This window comes from Delftia tsuruhatensis NBRC 16741, from assembly GCF_001571325.1.
GTDB lineage: Bacteria > Pseudomonadota > Gammaproteobacteria > Burkholderiales > Burkholderiaceae_C > Comamonas > Comamonas tsuruhatensis.
Window position 1 is genome coordinate 22,380 of sequence record NZ_BCTO01000038.1, and the last position, 16,114, is coordinate 38,493.

Genomic DNA, 16,114 nt, shown 5'->3' on the forward strand with positions numbered 1-16,114 from the left:
ACTGTCTCATTTCCCGGAAACCTGAGACGGTTTCAGCCGGGCTGCTTCAGGTGCCGGTACACGGTGGCACGGCTGATGCCCAGCGTGCGCGCCACGGCCGTGGCATTGCGCCCATTCCACAGCCGCAGCACCTGCCGACGCTCCTCGGCCTTGTCCACCGAGGACTTGGCAGGGATGTAGGCATCCTGGCCGGCAAACTCCCGGCGCAGCTGAAGCTGGACACGCTCCATCGCGGCAGGGCTGCCGCGCAGCTCGGGCAGCAGTTCCACCAGATAGTCAAACATGCGATCCACCAGATCGGGCGCGAAATCGGCCTCTGGCATGGCGGAATTCTTGGCCGCATCGGGGGCCATGTGGGGTGCTGGGGCGTTGGTCTTAGGGGTCATGGGTCTACCAGGAACGGGAGAAACCGCCGTTGCGGCGAACGGGTGCCGCACGGCGCGGCGCGGGGGCCGGCGCACGGGGCGCGATGGTGGCGGAAACGGGTGGAGCGTCTGACGTGGGCGCAGCCGTGGGGGCCGGCGGCGCCACGATGGCGGGCGCTTCGGGTGGGCTGAAGAGGTCGCGCGCAGGCTGCACCATCTGCTCGACCTGCGACCAGCGCGCATCGGTGTACTTGTGCAGGCCCTGGGCCATGGCAGCGTGGATGGCGTAGTTGCGGCAGTCCAGGTCCTCATTGCGCTGGCGGCGCTTGACCCAGCGGTATGCCTCGCGGCCCTGGACCTTGGCCAGGATGCGCTGTTCGGCGGTCAGCTGCTCGAAGAACTCGCGCGGCAGATCCTCGCTGAAGTGCACGCACCCCGGGCCGGCGTCCGTGATCGCCAGCTGGCCCAACAGCAGATCCTTGGCGTTGTCCACGCCCACCAGCCAGAGCTTGATGCCCTGCTTGATCTTCTGGCCGCGCCAGTCCATGTCCTGCATGCTGGCCGGCCCCACGATGGGCCGGTTGTCGTTGTTGTCGCCCTTGATGGCGCGCAGGTTGGGCAGCATGTGCTGGTGCGTGCGGACGTAGTTGTAGACCGCCTGGGTCTGGTCGGAAGAGTCGATGCTGATGGCGCTCAGGCCCAGGCTGCCACCGTGCCAGGCCTGGCGGTACCGGCGCTGCAGGTAGGCCGTCACGGGCGCCCAGTCGCCCTCGCTGGATGGGTTGCCCTCGATGATGTGGCGGTCCACGATCCAGCTCTCCATGCCGCGCGCCCAGGCCCAGACGTTGATCTGCCACCAGGTGCGCTGCACGTCCACGCCGGCCGTCAGCACCAGGCCGCCCACAGGCACCGTGCCGATGGCATAGGGTTCGGCGCGGGCCTGCAGCACATGGTCGTCGGTGCCCTCCCCCTTCAGTTCCCAGGCCTCGCCCAGCGTCTCGTTCGTGAACGAGGTCATGGGGCCTGCATCGCCCTCCTGCAGCGCGCGGTGGGCCTTCTCGAACTCGTCCACGATGGACGCCCAGGTGCGCTGCGGGCTGTACGCGGCCCAGATGTGCACGCCCAGCGTGCGCGGCGGCCTGCAGGGCGTGCCATCGGCAGTTCGCCAGATGCGGTCGGCGCCGAAGCGACGGCCAGACCTCCGGCACACCCAGGCGCCCGTCAGCGGCCAGCCGCCCGGCAGGTACTCGGCCTGGCTGATGGTCTCCCGGCAGTGGGGGCACATGTGGCGCACGGTCTCGGGCTTGCCAGCCTCCCACTTGAAGCCGTGCATTGCCTCCTTGCCGCCCCAGGTCAGCGGGTGCTCGGCCTCGCAGCGCGGGCACTCGATCAGGTAATCAACCTCGTCCTCGGAATCCTCGCAGGCACGGCTGACGTGGCACAGGCCCTTGATGCCGGGCGTGCTGCCGCCGATGAATTTGGGGTATGGAGCGCCTTCCAGCCGGCCTTTGGCCAAGGTGCCGGGCGAGCCCGCGGACTTGTCCTTGCTGCCCCCGATGGTCTGGTCGAATGCCGTCCATTCGTCCAGGATGGCCACGGCCACCGTGATCCGGCGGTAGGCCCGCGCCGCCTTGCCACCCAGCAGGTGCAGCACGCTGTCGCGGAAAGGCTTGTACTTGATGGTCTCCTCGACCCGGCTGCCCCGCTTGCGGGCCGCGATCACCGAAGGCACGCCGTCCTTGCTGTCCAGCAGGGGCTCGATCTCGGTCTTGACGAAGCTGTCACGGTCGTCGTCCGTGGGCTGCCACAGCGCCTGCTTGCGGCGGCGGTGCGCGATGTTGTAGCAGACGAAGGCGGTGATCATTTTCGAGTAGCCGACGCGCTTGGACTTCTTGACGGCCAATTCCTCGATCCGGTCGTCGCTCATGAAGTCCAGAATGCCCACCTGGAACGGCCAGGCCACCCAACCGCCCTTCTGGTGGCTGGATTCGCCAGCCAGCAGGAAGTGGTCGGCTGCCCATTCGGACAGTGTTTGCGGTGCGTCGGCCCGCAGGCTGGACAGGCCCAGCTGCGCGGCGGCCTGGATGGCGGAAATCGCCTCTCTCGACAGGGGTGCGCTCAAAATGCGGCCTCCTCGTCCAGCTCATCCTCGTCGGGCGCCTCGGCCATGGCCGCCACGCGCTCGCCGATCAGCTTGGACGTGACCCGAATCCACTCATTGCGGGCATCGGCCAGCACGCGCAGCACCGTGACGCGGGCATCCTCGGGCAGATCCGGGCAGGCCTTGCGCAGCTGGCCCTCGATCTGGTCCATGCGGTCCACCACTGCTGAACTGGCCAGGCCCAGCACGTCCGCCAGGGCGCCGATGGGCGCGAATTCGCCACGGGCGACGGCGTTTTTCAGGTCCTGGGCCTCGCGCTGCGAGCGCGCCAGCGCCGCACGTTCCTGGACCAGGTCCAGGCCACCCAAACCGACCGAGGCACGGCCCGCTGCCTGGTCGCGCAGGCGCTCGCAATAACCCAGCAGCCATTCGTGGCCCGTATCGCCCCGGACGATCACGCCTTCGCTCACCAGCTGGCTTACGCGGGCCTCGCTGACACCGACCAAAGCCGCAAATTCTGCTTGCGAAATAGGAGCATCAAAGTAAGGCAGGACCTTCACTTAACCCCCTTAGGAAGGTTGCGCAACAGTCCGAGAGCGCGGCTCGAATTACCCGCTTCCAAGGGGGCCAAAAAGGACCCGCGATCCTGCCTATTTTTTGAGCACATCGAGAGGGGCGCCGCCGCGCCAATGAGGGTGCGCACCGTCATGCCGACACCCCCTGCGCCGCCAGCAGCGCATGCACTGCCGCCTCGTAGTCCGCGAACGCTCGCCGCAGGCCCTGCCCCGCTCGCGCATCGCACCAGTCGTCGTAGCTCGGCATGCCCAGGCTGGCCGCCATGCCCTCGACGCCGCTGCGCGTGTCTGCCCAGTTGTCGGGCTGCTGCCCTTCGCCTGCCGCAGATGCCAGCATCACCACGTCCTTCCAACGCTGCTCACGCACCCAGCGCAGCAGGCTGGGGCAGGCCTTGCCATCCTTCGCCGCCAGCAGTCCACGCTGCTGCTCAGCGGCAGCCAGCAGCTCCTCGGCCGTCACGTCGCCACGGGCGATGGCATCGGCCACGGCGTCGGCCACGTCCACCAATCGGGTGCGCCGATGCTCCGGGAAGCTGCCTGCAAGTGCCGTGGCGATAGCCAATCCACCGTTCGCCCCCCCTGCAGGGGGGTTGGGGGGTATGTATTGGTTTTGGTTCTGGTTCTGGTTACCCGTGCCATCTCCGTGACAAGCCGTGTCACTGGCCGTGACATCAGCGTGGCGCGGCGTGACACCAGACGTATCAGCAGCCAGCAAATCCATGCCATTGAGCGTGACACTGGTGTCTGTCACAACGATTCCATGCTGACGGCACAGCGCCATCAACTCGGCCATCTGCGTCTTCAAGTTGGGCACGATGCCCAGTGAACGAAGTGCAGAAAAGATAGCACTACGCCTAGCCCTGCTGCGCTTCTGACGTAGGTGCTCGTTGCTTTTGACCTCTTCGCGCCCTTCCTGCTGCTGGCGGAACTGGGCCACGATCTGCTCGCACTTATCGTTCTGATATCGGCCATCAGGCAGCAACGTGAAGAACTCTGCCAGCACGAACTGCAAGGCATCGATCTCTTCCGGCGAACGACACAACAGACGCCGCGCCAAGCGCTCCATGTCCGAACCGTCCAATGCCTCTTCCGTCTTGCAGTACATGTCACGCATGTCACGGTAGATGGCACGCTCCAGCCGTGACAAATGCCGCGTCTCCGTGTCGAAGTCGCCGATGTGGTGGGGGTAGTGATTCATGCCTGCTCAACCTTCGATATCAATTCAGTCCGTCAACTTCGCCTGCTGCAGGCGGCAGCGCACAGGCTTGACCAGGCGGTGCGGCGGCAGGGAGCAGGCCCGTGCCTCCACCTCTTCCACCCGCTTGGCCGCGACCAGCGCATTGACCGTGCTGGCCACGCTGGAGATCTCCAGCCATTCGCCCGTGCACTCGTTGTGAAAGTCCCGCAGCTCGCGCCGGCTCAGGGCGGGCTGCCCCCGGCGGTGGGCCTCGGCCAGACTGCTGTACAGCCGTTCGTTGAGGCGCACCCGCGTGGCATTGCCAATGGCGGAGAACGAATCCGCCTTGGTGTCATGCGAGGTCACCTGATGGGTGGTGTGTTGCATGTCTATCTCTCCTGATATCAGCCGGGCCATCAGCCCTGACTGGCTTTCCTGAATGCGTCATAGACGCGGCCACGGACCCAGCGGGGAACCAGCTCATCGATGCCCGAGCGCTTGCGCACCCCGTCCAGACTGATGCGGGGCTTGTAGTTGCCGCCGCGCACGAACATCAGCACCGGCCGCACATCTGCGCCGCCTGTGCCGGTCACAGCCCAGATGCCGGGCGGCAGGTTGGATGCCCGCTTGTCGTACTCGCCGCGCGCTGTGGCCCGCGCACCGCCGCGCAGACGGCCATAGGCCACGATGTAGCGGATGCCCTTCACCGGCCCCATGAAGCGCGCGCCCTTGCCGCCGCGCTGGTGCAGGGCCTGCATGCGCCCCTTGGTCATATTGGCCCGGTAGCCCTGCTCGCCGAAGGCCTGGAAGTAGGCAATCAGCTGTACCAGGGTCGAGCCCTTGAGATTCCCGCGCCCGTCATCGCTGCCCGGGTAGGGAGTGGCCGGGATCGCGGTCTGGTAGCCCATGGGCAAGATGCCTGCCGTGCGCAGGGCCTTCTCGCTGCGCTTGTCACGGCGCCGGCCACCATCCTCCTGCGCCGCCAGGATCTGCTGCGGGTCCACGCCCTTGCCGCCCATGTAGGTGGGAGCCACCAGCGCATTGAGGTCGCCGGCCGTGGCCTTCTTGACCACCTGCACCGACTGCAGCACATAGCCCGTGGGCCTGTCGAAAACGCTCTGCATCTCAGCGCGCATGGAATTCTTGACACGGCCCGCACCCATGTTGATGGCCTCGGCCGTGGCCTGAGCAATCTGCCCACCATCCAGGCCAGCCAGGGCACGCTTGTATCGGTCGCCGCCCTCAGGCTTGATATCAATACGCATTGCCACCTCCAGGCGTGTCGGCCAGGCGCTGCTGTGCCGAACGGGCAAGGTACTGCGCCATCACCGTGAGTTCCTGCACCTGGCGGTCAAGCCGCCGCACCGCATTGCGCGACGGCTGGCGGTGCGCATCAGCTGCAGCGCGCGTGACCTCGGCCACGGCGGACTGGAAATGCATGAAGGCCTCCACCGGGTCACCTTCGGCCTGGTCTGGCAGGGTGCGCCGGCACTCGTAGCCGAGTTCGCTGGCCATGGCATGCAGCACCGCTGCATTGCCCGTCACCACCTGCAGCCGCACGGATTCGCGCAGCGTCAGGTGGTGGGTGTCGTTGTTGGTGTTGAGCTTGTGTTGCAGCGTGCCGGCGTTGATGCCCATGCGCACCGCCAGGGCCTTGATGCCGCCCTGACTGGTCTGCGCGATCAGAAAAGCCGCGTCCAGCACGTCCATGCCGGCGGCAATGTCGGATTGGGGATCAGATTCGACATAGCCAGGGGCGATGCCAACTGAGAAAGTTGCACTCATCAGCACAACCCCTTGCGAGCCATCGACATGACCCACAGCACAACACCCGCAACGCCCACAGCAGACAACATCGGCAGCCCCCAATGGGCGCAGGCCCTGGAGCTGTTCCTGGGCCAGATGATCGAAGTCCTGGAGGGCGAAGGCCGAGCCGGTTTCAGCGCGGCCGCGCTGGCGCGGTGGAGCGAACTGTGCTGCCAGCGCATGCAGGAGAGCGGGAGCGCGCAGCCGGACGTGATTACCCATCTGCGGGGTATCGCCGCGCGAGTTGTGGAATGAGAGCAGTTCTTGGTGCTATCCCCTGCGTTGGGTACGATATGAGCAGTCATACAGCAACGAACATCCCCAGGGAGGGCAGGCAAAAATGGATGTTTCATTACTCGTCAGCTCTGTCAGCGGAGCCATCGAACTTGGTCGCCTGTTGGTCAACGAGCGCGACCGCCAAAAAGCGGCGACCATCGAGAGTCAACTCTCGGACAAACTCGCCCAAGTCCAGATCCAGCTCTCGCAAGTATTGGGAGCCGTCATCGAAAAAGACGGACTTATCCAAACCCTTAGTGAGCGCGTACGCAATCTGCAGGCTGAGCAAAGCGAGAAAGCTCGTTATCGCCTTACAAAAATGGGCTCCATCGGGGATCTCCACGTATATGCCCTGCGCGCTGCGTCCGAACTGGTCGAGCGAGCCGATGAGCCCCCGCACTTCTTGTGCCAACCTTGCTTCGATATTCGCAAGCACAAGAGCGTTTTGCGCATCCTCCCCTACTACGGAATCTGTGACGCCTGTAGCAGGACAGTCCAAATTGAACCCACCCCGCCCCAGCCCCCCAGGAAACTCGGCGGTATCGCGCGCGGCGGTGGATTCAGTAACGGGAACTGGTGAACCAAATTCGCCTTCAAGTGGGGACGGCGGAAGGTCAACCATGGGCCACCTCCTCAACCTGGGTTGCGGACTGAGCCAGTTCGGGCCAGATGTCCTGCCAGTCGTTGGGGCGGAGGTCTCGGCGTGAGACGGTCCCGCTGGACAGCGCTTCGATCCTGGGGCTAAGCGCCTTCGGAACCGGGCGCCGCCTCTTGATCCACTGGTTCACAGTGGGCGCGGATACCTGCAAAGCGCGAGCCAGGGCAGCTTGGCTGCCAACAAGATCGACAACCGCCTGCACCGCAAGTCCGGGGTGTGAGTAATTCATACCCCATGATAAGGCCGTGCCTAATTTTTATCAATAGGCATTGCCTACTCGCACTCACACATGGAACATTAGGCAATGCTTACTGGTGAAAAATTAGGCCAGGCCATCGCTGAAGCCATCGAATTGAAGGGCGTCTCCAAGAAGGAGGTGGCCGAGCACTTCGAGGTTAGGCCTCCATCCGTCCAAGACTGGGTGAACCGCGGAACGATCAGCAAGGACAAGCTCCCCAAGCTCTGGAGCTACTTCGCAGACGTGGTCCAGCCAGCGCACTGGGGGCTACCAGATTACCCGCCGGGGACTACCGTCGACGCGTCCAAACATGGAGAGAACGTGATCCAGGTGATTGATGACACACCGCCGCCTGGTTATGTGCGTCTGCAGCATCTTTCGGTCCGGCCGTCGATGGGCCCAGGCTCGCACATTGACGAGGCCGTGCAGATCGTCCGGCATCTCGATGTGTTGGAAAGCTGGGTCCGCAAGAAAATCGGGACCGTCAATCCCGAGCGCATCAAGATCATGACGGGCAACGGCCACAGCATGAAACCAACGATTCAAGATGAAGACTTGGTGTTTGTGGATATGGGCCAGCGCACCATTGACGCACAGGGCATTTATGTCATCGATGTCTACAGCCGTCTCTTGTTGAAGAAAGCACTAATCCTTTCTGACGGCACCCTGGTTCTTCGCAGCGACAACATCGTGGACTATCCCGACGAAGAGCGAATTGATCTTCGCAAAGCATCTGAGTGCATCAACATTGCCGGCAAGGTGTTGGCCTGGTGGACTATGAAACATTGAATGCGCACTCCCCCTGAGAACGCGAGCCCGCCTTGAGCGGGCTTTTTCATGGCCGCCTGCTGGTGGGTAGAGAACCATGCAACAACTTACTGTACACACATACAGTCATCATGCATACTAGAACTGTGTTTTTAACCAGCACCAAGGATGCACATGACCACTTCCGACCTCACCTCGTTCCGAGTCACCCTTCAAGACTGCATCGGCATCGAGCATGACATCAAGGCCAAGGCCGAAGCCCGCTTTGCCAAGGTGATTCAACGTAGCTTCCCTAACCAAGAGGCTATGACACGGGCCTACAAGCTCTTCAACGATGCAGCTGAGGGCGGCGTAATCGGGAAGGCGAACGAGCCAGTGGCGCTTTCTTGGCAGAAGGCCTATGAGGCGGCCCAGCAAGCCGGACTCCAGGGGATTGCCGTGGAGGAGGCCTATTTTGAAGTCCGTCTCCACTGACCACATCGGCAAATACATCAAAAATAAGGCATCGCCTATTGCACAAAATTAGGCATCGCCTTATCATCAAACTCAACCTACTCAGCCACCGCACATGCGGACGGGCAGAGAAGTTGGGCACCACGGCATCGGCCGGGCTCGCCCCGGTCTTTCACAAGTTGCAGCCGATGCTTGCCCCACCTGCGGTGGCATTCCGGCACACGCATCAGCGGGCAGGGGCCGCTGCTCTGCTCTGGCAGTCCTGCCAGGCCACAGTCCGTCAAAGCACGGTACACGGGCAGTTTGGTGAGGCAAACAGGATTGCCAAGATCAGAAACATGTTGAGGTTTACAGGGATACCAAGATCAGCAAAGCCCTGCGCGAAAGCGCTGACAGCCCGGAAAGAACGGGCGAAACAAAAGCGGCTTCCCAGGGAGGCCGCTTTTGTTTCCGCCACAGAAGTGACCACCGTGAATCATCGCGAGCCTTTCTCCAGCGGCCTGCGCCACGGCCAAGCAGCCCAGAACTGGACAGAGTACCCGCCCTGCGCAACGCAGGGCAAACCCAAGCGTCTTGGGTTGCAGGGCGCTTCGGTTTGACGCCGCGCATCCGCCCTCTCAAGCACCCGCCTTTGGATGCACATGCGGCCTTCTTTTTCGCCGGGCCTGGGTTTCTCTCTTCGCAACCACCAGCCATCTCGCCCACGCAGCCGCCACGCGGCACCGGCTCTTTTCTTCGTCTCGCCCAACATCGGAGATCTGCCATGGCAAACGCCACCCCATCGAGTCGTCCACCTCGCAAACCGAAGGCGGAGCATCTGAGCATGCTCTACCCAAAGTCGCCTGGCACACATCACCCAGCTTTCTGGCTCGCCGCCTATTTCCGGGATCTGGCGGAAACCGCAGCCTTGGATCAGCTCTGCAAACGCAGCCACGCAAAGCGCGGCCCCGGCACGGACAACGTTACCCAACTTGCTCTCTATGGAGCGCGCACCAAGCAGACAGATGAGACGAGTGCGTCTGCAGCACGAACCCGGGATGACGGGATGCTGCTCTTCGCCTGGCCCGGCACCAAGTTTTTCGGCGCGGACACGGAGCATCAATGAGCCCGCCGTACCCCGAGACACCGCCGACAACCCCACCTGGCCCGTTCTGGCTGGCCACCTACTTCCGCGACCTTGCCGAAGGCGCCGAGATGGAGCGCGAGGGTGCCGGCCACCCCCTGATCTGGAGCGCATGTGCGCTGCTGAGCTACGCGGGATATGCGGCACTGGACGAGGCCAGGCACAGCGGAATGCTGCTCTACGCCTGGTGCGGAACCACCTTCTTTGACCAACCAACGGCCCGCCACTGAGCGGGCCGTACTCATTCAGGAGAGCCGCATGAAGCACGCGCGCATCACACGCCCCTCCACCCCGATCACCGATCAGGCCTTTGTCTACCGCCGCAGCGAGCACACCAACGTGGCCCAGACCTTCGCCAGGGCGCGCGAGCAGCTGGCCAGCGCTGCAGCTGCTGCCCCTCCACCCAAGCGCCGCAGCCGCAAGGCCAGCACCGCAGATGCGCCCGCCGCAACCAAGCTCCAGCAGATCCCGCTGGAACTGCCATCCCTCTGATTACTGGAGCCACATGCGCACTTTCACCATCAAATGCGGCTGCACGCAGCAGCAATTCGTCGGCGCCTGCACGCAAGACGCATGCGCCTGGGCGCTGGAGCAATTCGGAGACCGGCCCTATGTCGTCATCTGCCACCGCTGACCGCGAACACCACTGGGCCAGCGATTGGCACTACGCGCTGCGCCACGCCTTCGCACTGGCCGACGCCCACGCCCTTGCCGCTCGGCAGGCACGTCGCCCGCTCATCACCCAACGCGTCGCGTGGGCTGTCCAGTTCGACCGCTCGCGCGACCAGATCCACCGCCTTCTGCACCTTGACGGCACCCCGTCCTGACCCCCGCCACTTCACAGGAGACCACCATGGCCCGCCAAATCATCATTGCCATTTCCGCCGACGACGAGGGCCGCGTTGCCCTGACCACCAACCTGCCCCGGCCCGTGCCTGGGCGCGGCCTGCACACCGAGGACGCGGCCGCACTGGAGCTGCTGCGCATGGCACAGCACCTGCCCAACCTCGAAACCACCACCTACGACGCCAACCACCTGGCACCGGATGCGGCCGAGGCCTTCGACCTGATCCGCGAGCTGATCAACCCCGATGGGTACGGCTACTCGGTCACCGCCGAAGTCGGCAACCACGCACGCCGCGTGCTGCAGATCAAGGGGCAGCAGGTCGGTCTCCCACTATGAGCAAGAACACGCCATGGCGGGCCGAGGATGACGCCTACCTGCGCGAGCACTACCCCACCCAGCCCACCGCCGACGTCGCTGCGCACCTGCAGCGCACGGCCAGGCATGTGCAGCAGCGGGCCTATGACCTGGGCGTGAAAAAGGCGCCGGGCGCCAAGACCCTGCGCACAGGCCGCTGGACACACCTTGATGACCTGCTGCAGCTGCTGTATGCCGACATGCTCAACGAGGACCTGGGTGAGCTGCTGGGGATGCCTATGCAGGACATCGCCACCCGGGCCAGCCGCCTGGGCCTGCACAAGACTCCTGCTGTGCTTGCCCAAACCTACCGCGCTTCCATGCTGCGCCAGGGCCAGCGGCCGGGGCAGTTCACAGCAGGATTCAATCCGTGGAACAAGGGGAAGCATGGGTACAGCGTGGAGCAGGGAAAAAGCCATTTCAAGACCGGCAACAGGCCACCGACCTGGGTGCCCGTGGGCACAGAGCGCTGGACCACGCCGCCACGCGCGCTGCCGCACGCAGCCCGCTACCTCAAACGCAAGGTAGCCGAGCCAAACCGCTGGGCGCTGGTGCACCGCATCGTGTGGGAGCAGCACCACGGCCCGATCCCGGAGGGCCATGCCGTCATCTTCCATGACGGAGACACCTCCAATTTCGACATCAACAACCTGCGCTGCATCTCACGCGCAGAGCTGTCCCGCAGCAACGGGGCCGCCGTACCCATCGACCTGCTGCCCGTGTGGCAACTCACACGCCAGCTGGACCAAGAGATCAAGGAAATTGAGAAAGCCGAGCATGACCACCACCACAACCGACACCCAGCCCACGCCACCTGAAACGAGCGGCATGGGCCAGCTGCAATCGCTGCTGCTCCAGACCATCAAGGATCTGCGCAACGGCTCCACCACACCGCAGATCGCCCGGGCTATCACCGACATTGGCCAGACCCTGGTGGCCAGCTCCCGCGCAGAGATCGAGTTCGCGCGGATCACCAAGTCCTCGCGCGTGGGATTTCTTGACTCGCCAGCGCTGCAGGCAGCGCTTCCAAGGCTCACGGCAGACGGGTCCGGCCACACCACGCCGTTGCCACCGGGCCAGCACTGGCAAGGCCTTGTCCACCGCACCAGCGACGAGGAGCCCACGCGATGACTCATCATCAGCCCAAAGGCTCCATGTGCCAGACCTGCAGCGGCGGCAGCCAGACCTGCGCAACGTTGCCCTTCGCCACCATGCCCGTCATCAAGGCATATCCGGATGGAGTCAAGGCGGTGAAGTGCAGCGCCCACCAGCCGGCTGCCGGCGCGCCATCGCGGCGCTGCCTGAGCTGCGGGGCCACGGTTCCTGCGGAACTGGCCGAAGGCGAGGGCCTGCCTTACGGCCATTGATCGACAGACCCCTGGCTCAGCCCATACTGGAGCACTGATTGCAAGCCACGAGGGAAATTCGCGGTAATGATTGCGCACCGCATTTGTTTACAGCCGAGTCAACGCATTCGCTTGGCAGAGATAGATTTCTTGGCCCACCCTCTAACCTTGAATCGTGAATATCCTCTTTATGTAATTTCTCAGCCTAGGATCATGCTGAATTAACTCATCTTGAAGCAGCTCAACTGTCTTTCGATACCTACTGAGTACGATTCTTGCACCTCGATCTGGCCCGGAAGTACTCTCCAAGCGCTTCAGTTTGGCAATATTCGCTCGCGCCGCTCTCCACGGAGCAAGAGCTGGCGCGGGCAGTTCTGAGGCTCTCACCTCTTGAAACAAAACAGTCAATGAATCAATAGATTCTCTGCAATGACTAAGTGCCTGTCTAGTCGTACCCTTGCGATCCGCAAATAGTTCAATCTCATCAAAGACACTGAGCTGGTGCGATAGGCAAGCCACAGCTAGTGAGAAATGATTTGCCCTACCAATTCTTGCCTGCAAGTACGGCAACCAGAGAGCAACAACTAAGGCGCCAAAAGCGCCAAAAAACTGCATCCATCCGGACCATTCCGATCTCGTCATGCAGGTTGCCCACGATTCAATCCACAAGAAACAATACTCTGGCGCGGGCTTGGCTGCATTGACTGCAGCAGCAAGGCCTGCCATCAACTGATTGGTATCCATCGCCTCTCCTTTGCAGGCGAATCCTATATCTCCCGAAGCCCGAACGGTGCAAGCCGCTCGGGCTTTTCCTCATTCCTGGAGCCTCCAATGAACCAAACCCGCCTTGGCTCGCTGATCGAGACCCTGATGAACGTGGCCATCGGGCTGCTGGTCAGCATCGTGGCAAACGCCCTGGTGTTCCCCCGATTCGGCTTCGCGCCCAGCCTGGGCGAGAACGTGGCCATCAGCCTGATCTACACGGCCATCTCCATCGCTCGCCAGTACGTGCTGCGCCGCTGGTTCAACGCCAGGCTGCAGCGCGCGGCCGCCCGGATGGCGGAGGCGGTCGGCACATGAATACCATCGAATTCGGCGACTGCCGAGACACCATGCGCGCCTGGGCGGCCCAGGGCGTCCGGGCCCAGATGTGCGTCACCAGCCCGCCCTACTTCGGCCTGCGCGACTACGGCCATGCCGGCCAACTGGGCCTGGAGCAGACGCCGGAGCAGTACATCGCCGCGATGGTCGAGGTGTTCCGCTGCGTGCGCGACGTGCTGGCCGACGATGGCACCCTGTGGCTCAACATCGGGGACAGCTATGCCAGCCGGCCGAACGGCCCCAAGGCCAGCACCTATACCAATCTGCACGGCGAGGGCGCGGCCAAATACCGTGACCAGCATGCTCAGCGGTCGGCCGGCGCGCCGGAAGGTCTGAAGCACAAGGACCTCATCGGCATCCCCTGGATGCTGGCCTTCGCCCTGCGCGCGGACGGCTGGTATCTGCGCCAAGACATCATCTGGCACAAGCCGAACCCGATGCCAGAGAGCGTGACGGACCGCTGCACGAAGGCGCATGAGTACCTGTTCCTGCTCTCGAAGTCGGAGCGGTACTTCTTCGACCACGAGGCGATCAAGGAGCCAGTGGCCGGCGACCCGCACGCACCCCGCAATCGCTGGGATCGAACCGACTACCTCGTGCCAGGCCAAAAGCCGCAGAAGCGGACCAGTCGATCAGGCAACCTCGAACGTAAGCCTCGCCCCGGCCTGCTCAACGACAGCAGGCACCAACAGGGTTCAGTGCCCTGGGAAGGATCGACGCGCAACCGGCGCAGCGTCTGGACGGTGGCCACACGGCCCTACAAGGGCGCCCACTTCGCCACGTTCCCGCCCGCGCTCATCGAGCCCTGCATTCGCGCCGGCAGCCGGCCCGGTGATGTCGTGCTCGACCCGTTCATGGGCAGCGGCACCACGGCGGCCGTCGCGCTCCAACTCGGCCGCCAGTACCTGGGCTGCGAGCTGAACCCCGACTACGAGCCACTGCAGCGCGAGCGCATCGAGGCCTCTGCTGCACCGCCGCCCGCGACCAGGACCCAGCGCCGCGCCACACGAACACCCGAACCAGAGCCCGCACAACGCGGGCTCTTCTCTTTCTGAGGAGCCGCATGCTCACCCCACAATTTCTCCTGCCCCTCGCGGCCAAGCTGGTGATCGACCTGTTTGCCGGCGGCGGCGGCGCATCGACTGGCATCGAGCAAGCCATTGGCCGCCCGGTCGATGCCGCCATCAACCACGATGCTGACGCAATCGGCATGCACGAGGTCAACCACCCGCAGACCAAGCACTACCGCGCCGACATTCGCGAGGTGGATCCGCTGGCCGTGACCAAGGGTGAGCTGGTGGGCCTGCTGCACGCATCCCCGGACTGCACGCACCACAGCCAGGCCCTGGGCGGCCAGCCGCGCAACGGGGAAATCCGCTCGCTTGCCTGGATCGTTATCCGCTGGGCCGGCAAGACCCAGCCCGATGTCATCACGCTGGAGAACGTCGAGCAGATGATGCAGTGGTCCCCGCTGATTGCGAAGCGCGATCCAGCCACCGGCCGCGCCATCACGCTGGACCGCATCACGGACCCTGCCACGGGGAAAGCCACCTTCCGCGTAGCCGAACCCGGCGAGGTGGTGCCGCGTCGCAATCAGTTCCTGGTGCCGGACCCGAAGCACAAGGGCCGCAACTGGCGCCACTTCATCCAGGCCCTGCGCGACCTTGGCTACAAGGTCGAATGGCGGGTTATCTGCAACGCCACCCTGGGCTCACGCAGCACCCGCACGCGGCTGTACCTGATCGCCCGCCGCGACGGCCTGCCCATCGTCTGGCCAGCGCAGACGCACTGGAAGAACCCGAAGCCGGGCCAGAAGCCATTCCGCCAAGCAGCCGAGTGCATCGACTGGAGCATCCCCGGGCAAAGCATCTTCGGGCGCAAGAAGGAACTGGCGCCGGCCACCATGCGGCGAATCGCCCACGGCCTGGACAAGTTCGTGCTGAACACCCTCCAGCCGTTCATCGTGAACATGGCCCACGGCGGGAAGATCGAAATGCTCGACAGGCCCATGAGCACCATCGCCACGGAAAAAGGCGGCTGCCGTGCCCTGGTGTCGCCCACCCTGATCCAGATGGGCTACGGCGAAGCCAAGGGCCAGGCCCCGCGCGCGCTGGATCTGTCCCAACCCCTGGGCACGGCCGTGGCCGGCGGCATCAAGCACGCCGTCAGCTCGGCATACCTGGTGCAGGCCGGGCACGGCGAGGGCAAGGACGGCGGCAAGCGCTGGAGCCACGGCGCCAACGACATCCGGGGACCGCTGGGCACGGTGACGGCCAGCGGCGGCGGGCAGAGCCTGGCATCCGCGTTCATGGTCCAGGCCAACGGCGGCTTCAACAGCACGCCGGCCCGCGACCTGCGCGACCCCGTATCGACCGTGACCACCAGCGGCAGCCAGCAACAGCTGATCGCCGCGCACCTGTGCACGCTGCGCCGGAACAGCGTGGGCCGCGACATGCGCGAGCCCGTGCCCACCGTCACGGCCGGGGCCGAGCACCATGCCCTGATCCAGTACCACCTGTCGCCCGAGCAGGAGGCCGGCGCCCTGCGCTGCGCCGCCTTCCTGATGCGTTACCACGCCAATGGCGGCCAGTGGGCGGACCTGCGCGACCCGATGACCACCATCACCACGCGCGACCGCCTGGCGCTCGTGACTGTGTGGCTCAAGGGCGAGCCCTGGGTGATCGTGGATATCACGCTGCGCATGCTGGTGCCGCGCGAGCTCTACAACGCCCAGGACTTCCCCCCTGGCTACGTCATCGACCGCACCGCCAGCGGCAAGCCGCTGACGAAAACCGCCCAGGTGAAGATGGTGGGCAACTCCGTGAGCCCCGTGCCCATGCGGCAAATCGTCTCGCTCAACTCGCCCGAGTCCACGGCCTGGCAGCTACGCCGGGCCGCCTGATCCCACCAACCCGGCCCGCCACGC

The 16,114-nt window shown here is 64.4% G+C and carries 25 protein-coding genes; 14 read left to right on the forward strand and 11 right to left on the reverse strand.

The features are described from left to right. Positions 1-32: 32 nt before the first annotated feature. From DTS01S_RS18820 to DTS01S_RS18850, 7 genes are all read right to left on the reverse strand, one after another. Positions 33-386 carry a Mor transcription activator family protein gene (locus DTS01S_RS18820; protein WP_061288366.1) on the reverse strand — a complete coding sequence of 118 codons (354 nt, stop codon included), beginning with the start codon at positions 384-386 and terminating at the stop codon, positions 33-35. Positions 387-390: 4 nt separating this feature from the next. Further along, entirely contained in the window at positions 391-2,487 is a 2,097-nt protein-coding gene (locus DTS01S_RS18825; protein WP_061288368.1) for a phage terminase large subunit family protein, read from the reverse strand. Next, complete coding sequence (locus DTS01S_RS18830; RefSeq protein WP_061288369.1) at positions 2,484-2,972, reverse strand: hypothetical protein; 489 nt, start codon at positions 2,970-2,972, stop codon at positions 2,484-2,486. The genes DTS01S_RS18825 and DTS01S_RS18830 overlap by 4 nt, the downstream gene beginning before the upstream one ends. 199 nt (positions 2,973-3,171) lie before the next feature. After that, positions 3,172-4,239 carry a YdaU family protein gene (locus DTS01S_RS18835; RefSeq protein ID WP_061288371.1) on the reverse strand — a complete coding sequence of 356 codons (1,068 nt, stop codon included), beginning with the start codon at positions 4,237-4,239 and terminating at the stop codon, positions 3,172-3,174. Between the two features lie 24 nt (positions 4,240-4,263). Further along, positions 4,264-4,605 (reverse strand): hypothetical protein, encoded by a 342-nt coding sequence (locus DTS01S_RS18840; protein ID WP_061288373.1) that lies wholly within the window; start codon positions 4,603-4,605, stop codon positions 4,264-4,266. A 29-nt stretch (positions 4,606-4,634) separates the two neighbouring features. Then, positions 4,635-5,483: a hypothetical protein gene (locus tag DTS01S_RS18845; RefSeq protein ID WP_061288375.1), complete on the reverse strand. Its 849-nt coding sequence runs from the start codon at positions 5,481-5,483 to the stop codon at positions 4,635-4,637. Next, a complete protein-coding gene (locus tag DTS01S_RS18850; protein ID WP_061288377.1) occupies positions 5,473-6,003 on the reverse strand; it encodes a phage regulatory CII family protein in 531 nt (176 codons plus the stop codon). Before DTS01S_RS18850 ends, DTS01S_RS18845 begins: the two co-directional genes overlap by 11 nt. Before the next feature lie 12 nt (positions 6,004-6,015). On the opposite strand from DTS01S_RS18850, the gene DTS01S_RS18855 reads away from it, so the two are divergent. After that, the gene (locus tag DTS01S_RS18855) at positions 6,016-6,279 is read left to right on the forward strand and encodes a hypothetical protein (RefSeq protein WP_254788035.1); all 264 of its coding nucleotides are present in this window, start codon (positions 6,016-6,018) and stop codon (positions 6,277-6,279) included. A gap of 97 nt (positions 6,280-6,376) precedes the next feature. On the opposite strand, the gene DTS01S_RS30560 is transcribed toward DTS01S_RS18855, so the two are convergent. After that, positions 6,377-6,922, reverse strand: a complete 546-nt coding sequence (locus DTS01S_RS30560; protein ID WP_139223865.1) for a hypothetical protein — start codon at positions 6,920-6,922, stop codon at positions 6,377-6,379. Next, on the reverse strand, positions 6,915-7,187 hold the full coding sequence (locus DTS01S_RS18865) for a transcriptional regulator (protein ID WP_074931955.1): 273 nt from the start codon (positions 7,185-7,187) through the stop codon (positions 6,915-6,917). Before DTS01S_RS18865 ends, DTS01S_RS30560 begins: the two co-directional genes overlap by 8 nt. A gap of 75 nt (positions 7,188-7,262) precedes the next feature. Here DTS01S_RS18865 and DTS01S_RS31425 point away from each other — a divergent pair, with 75 nt between their 5' ends. The 10 genes from DTS01S_RS31425 to DTS01S_RS18910 all read left to right on the forward strand — a co-directional run bounded on the left by DTS01S_RS31425 (position 7,263) and on the right by DTS01S_RS18910 (position 11,872). Further along, positions 7,263-7,985, forward strand: coding sequence for a S24 family peptidase (locus tag DTS01S_RS31425; protein WP_061288385.1), 723 nt, complete (start codon positions 7,263-7,265; stop codon positions 7,983-7,985). 153 nt (positions 7,986-8,138) lie between these two features. After that, positions 8,139-8,438: a hypothetical protein gene (locus DTS01S_RS18875; protein WP_061288466.1), complete on the forward strand. Its 300-nt coding sequence runs from the start codon at positions 8,139-8,141 to the stop codon at positions 8,436-8,438. Positions 8,439-9,180: 742 nt separating this feature from the next. Beyond that, positions 9,181-9,522 carry a hypothetical protein gene (locus DTS01S_RS18880; protein WP_139223866.1) on the forward strand — a complete coding sequence of 114 codons (342 nt, stop codon included), beginning with the start codon at positions 9,181-9,183 and terminating at the stop codon, positions 9,520-9,522. Further along, entirely contained in the window at positions 9,519-9,770 is a 252-nt protein-coding gene (locus DTS01S_RS18885) for a hypothetical protein (RefSeq protein WP_061288389.1), read from the forward strand. Before DTS01S_RS18880 ends, DTS01S_RS18885 begins: the two co-directional genes overlap by 4 nt. A gap of 28 nt (positions 9,771-9,798) precedes the next feature. Beyond that, the gene (locus DTS01S_RS18890) at positions 9,799-10,032 is read left to right on the forward strand and encodes a hypothetical protein (protein ID WP_061288391.1); all 234 of its coding nucleotides are present in this window, start codon (positions 9,799-9,801) and stop codon (positions 10,030-10,032) included. Positions 10,033-10,045: 13 nt separating this feature from the next. After that, complete coding sequence (locus DTS01S_RS31285) at positions 10,046-10,174, forward strand: hypothetical protein (RefSeq protein WP_255247323.1); 129 nt, start codon at positions 10,046-10,048, stop codon at positions 10,172-10,174. Beyond that, positions 10,152-10,367, forward strand: a complete 216-nt coding sequence (locus DTS01S_RS18895; RefSeq protein WP_061288393.1) for a hypothetical protein — start codon at positions 10,152-10,154, stop codon at positions 10,365-10,367. Before DTS01S_RS31285 ends, DTS01S_RS18895 begins: the two co-directional genes overlap by 23 nt. Positions 10,368-10,393: 26 nt before the next feature. Next, entirely contained in the window at positions 10,394-10,723 is a 330-nt protein-coding gene (locus DTS01S_RS18900; RefSeq protein ID WP_061288394.1) for a hypothetical protein, read from the forward strand. After that, entirely contained in the window at positions 10,720-11,559 is an 840-nt protein-coding gene (locus DTS01S_RS18905; RefSeq protein WP_061288397.1) for an HNH endonuclease signature motif containing protein, read from the forward strand. Before DTS01S_RS18900 ends, DTS01S_RS18905 begins: the two co-directional genes overlap by 4 nt. Then, complete coding sequence (locus DTS01S_RS18910) at positions 11,519-11,872, forward strand: hypothetical protein (protein WP_061288399.1); 354 nt, start codon at positions 11,519-11,521, stop codon at positions 11,870-11,872. The genes DTS01S_RS18905 and DTS01S_RS18910 overlap by 41 nt, the downstream gene beginning before the upstream one ends. 7 nt (positions 11,873-11,879) lie before the next feature. Here DTS01S_RS18910 and DTS01S_RS30565 read toward each other — a convergent pair whose 3' ends face one another. Together DTS01S_RS30565 and DTS01S_RS30570 are read right to left on the reverse strand one after the other, a co-directional pair. Further along, positions 11,880-12,059 carry a hypothetical protein gene (locus DTS01S_RS30565; RefSeq protein ID WP_156493773.1) on the reverse strand — a complete coding sequence of 60 codons (180 nt, stop codon included), beginning with the start codon at positions 12,057-12,059 and terminating at the stop codon, positions 11,880-11,882. A gap of 190 nt (positions 12,060-12,249) precedes the next feature. After that, positions 12,250-12,831: a hypothetical protein gene (locus DTS01S_RS30570; protein ID WP_139223867.1), complete on the reverse strand. Its 582-nt coding sequence runs from the start codon at positions 12,829-12,831 to the stop codon at positions 12,250-12,252. Positions 12,832-12,918: 87 nt separating this feature from the next. On the opposite strand from DTS01S_RS30570, the gene DTS01S_RS18920 reads away from it, so the two are divergent. The 3 genes from DTS01S_RS18920 to DTS01S_RS18930 are packed head-to-tail and all read left to right on the forward strand — an operon-like array spanning position 12,919 to position 16,090. Then, the gene (locus DTS01S_RS18920; protein WP_061288403.1) at positions 12,919-13,167 is read left to right on the forward strand and encodes a DUF7220 family protein; all 249 of its coding nucleotides are present in this window, start codon (positions 12,919-12,921) and stop codon (positions 13,165-13,167) included. Further along, positions 13,164-14,243: a DNA-methyltransferase gene (locus tag DTS01S_RS18925; protein ID WP_061288404.1), complete on the forward strand. Its 1,080-nt coding sequence runs from the start codon at positions 13,164-13,166 to the stop codon at positions 14,241-14,243. Before DTS01S_RS18920 ends, DTS01S_RS18925 begins: the two co-directional genes overlap by 4 nt. Positions 14,244-14,251: 8 nt before the next feature. Beyond that, positions 14,252-16,090, forward strand: coding sequence for a DNA cytosine methyltransferase (locus tag DTS01S_RS18930; RefSeq protein ID WP_061288407.1), 1,839 nt, complete (start codon positions 14,252-14,254; stop codon positions 16,088-16,090). The last annotated feature ends 24 nt before the right edge of the window (positions 16,091-16,114 follow it).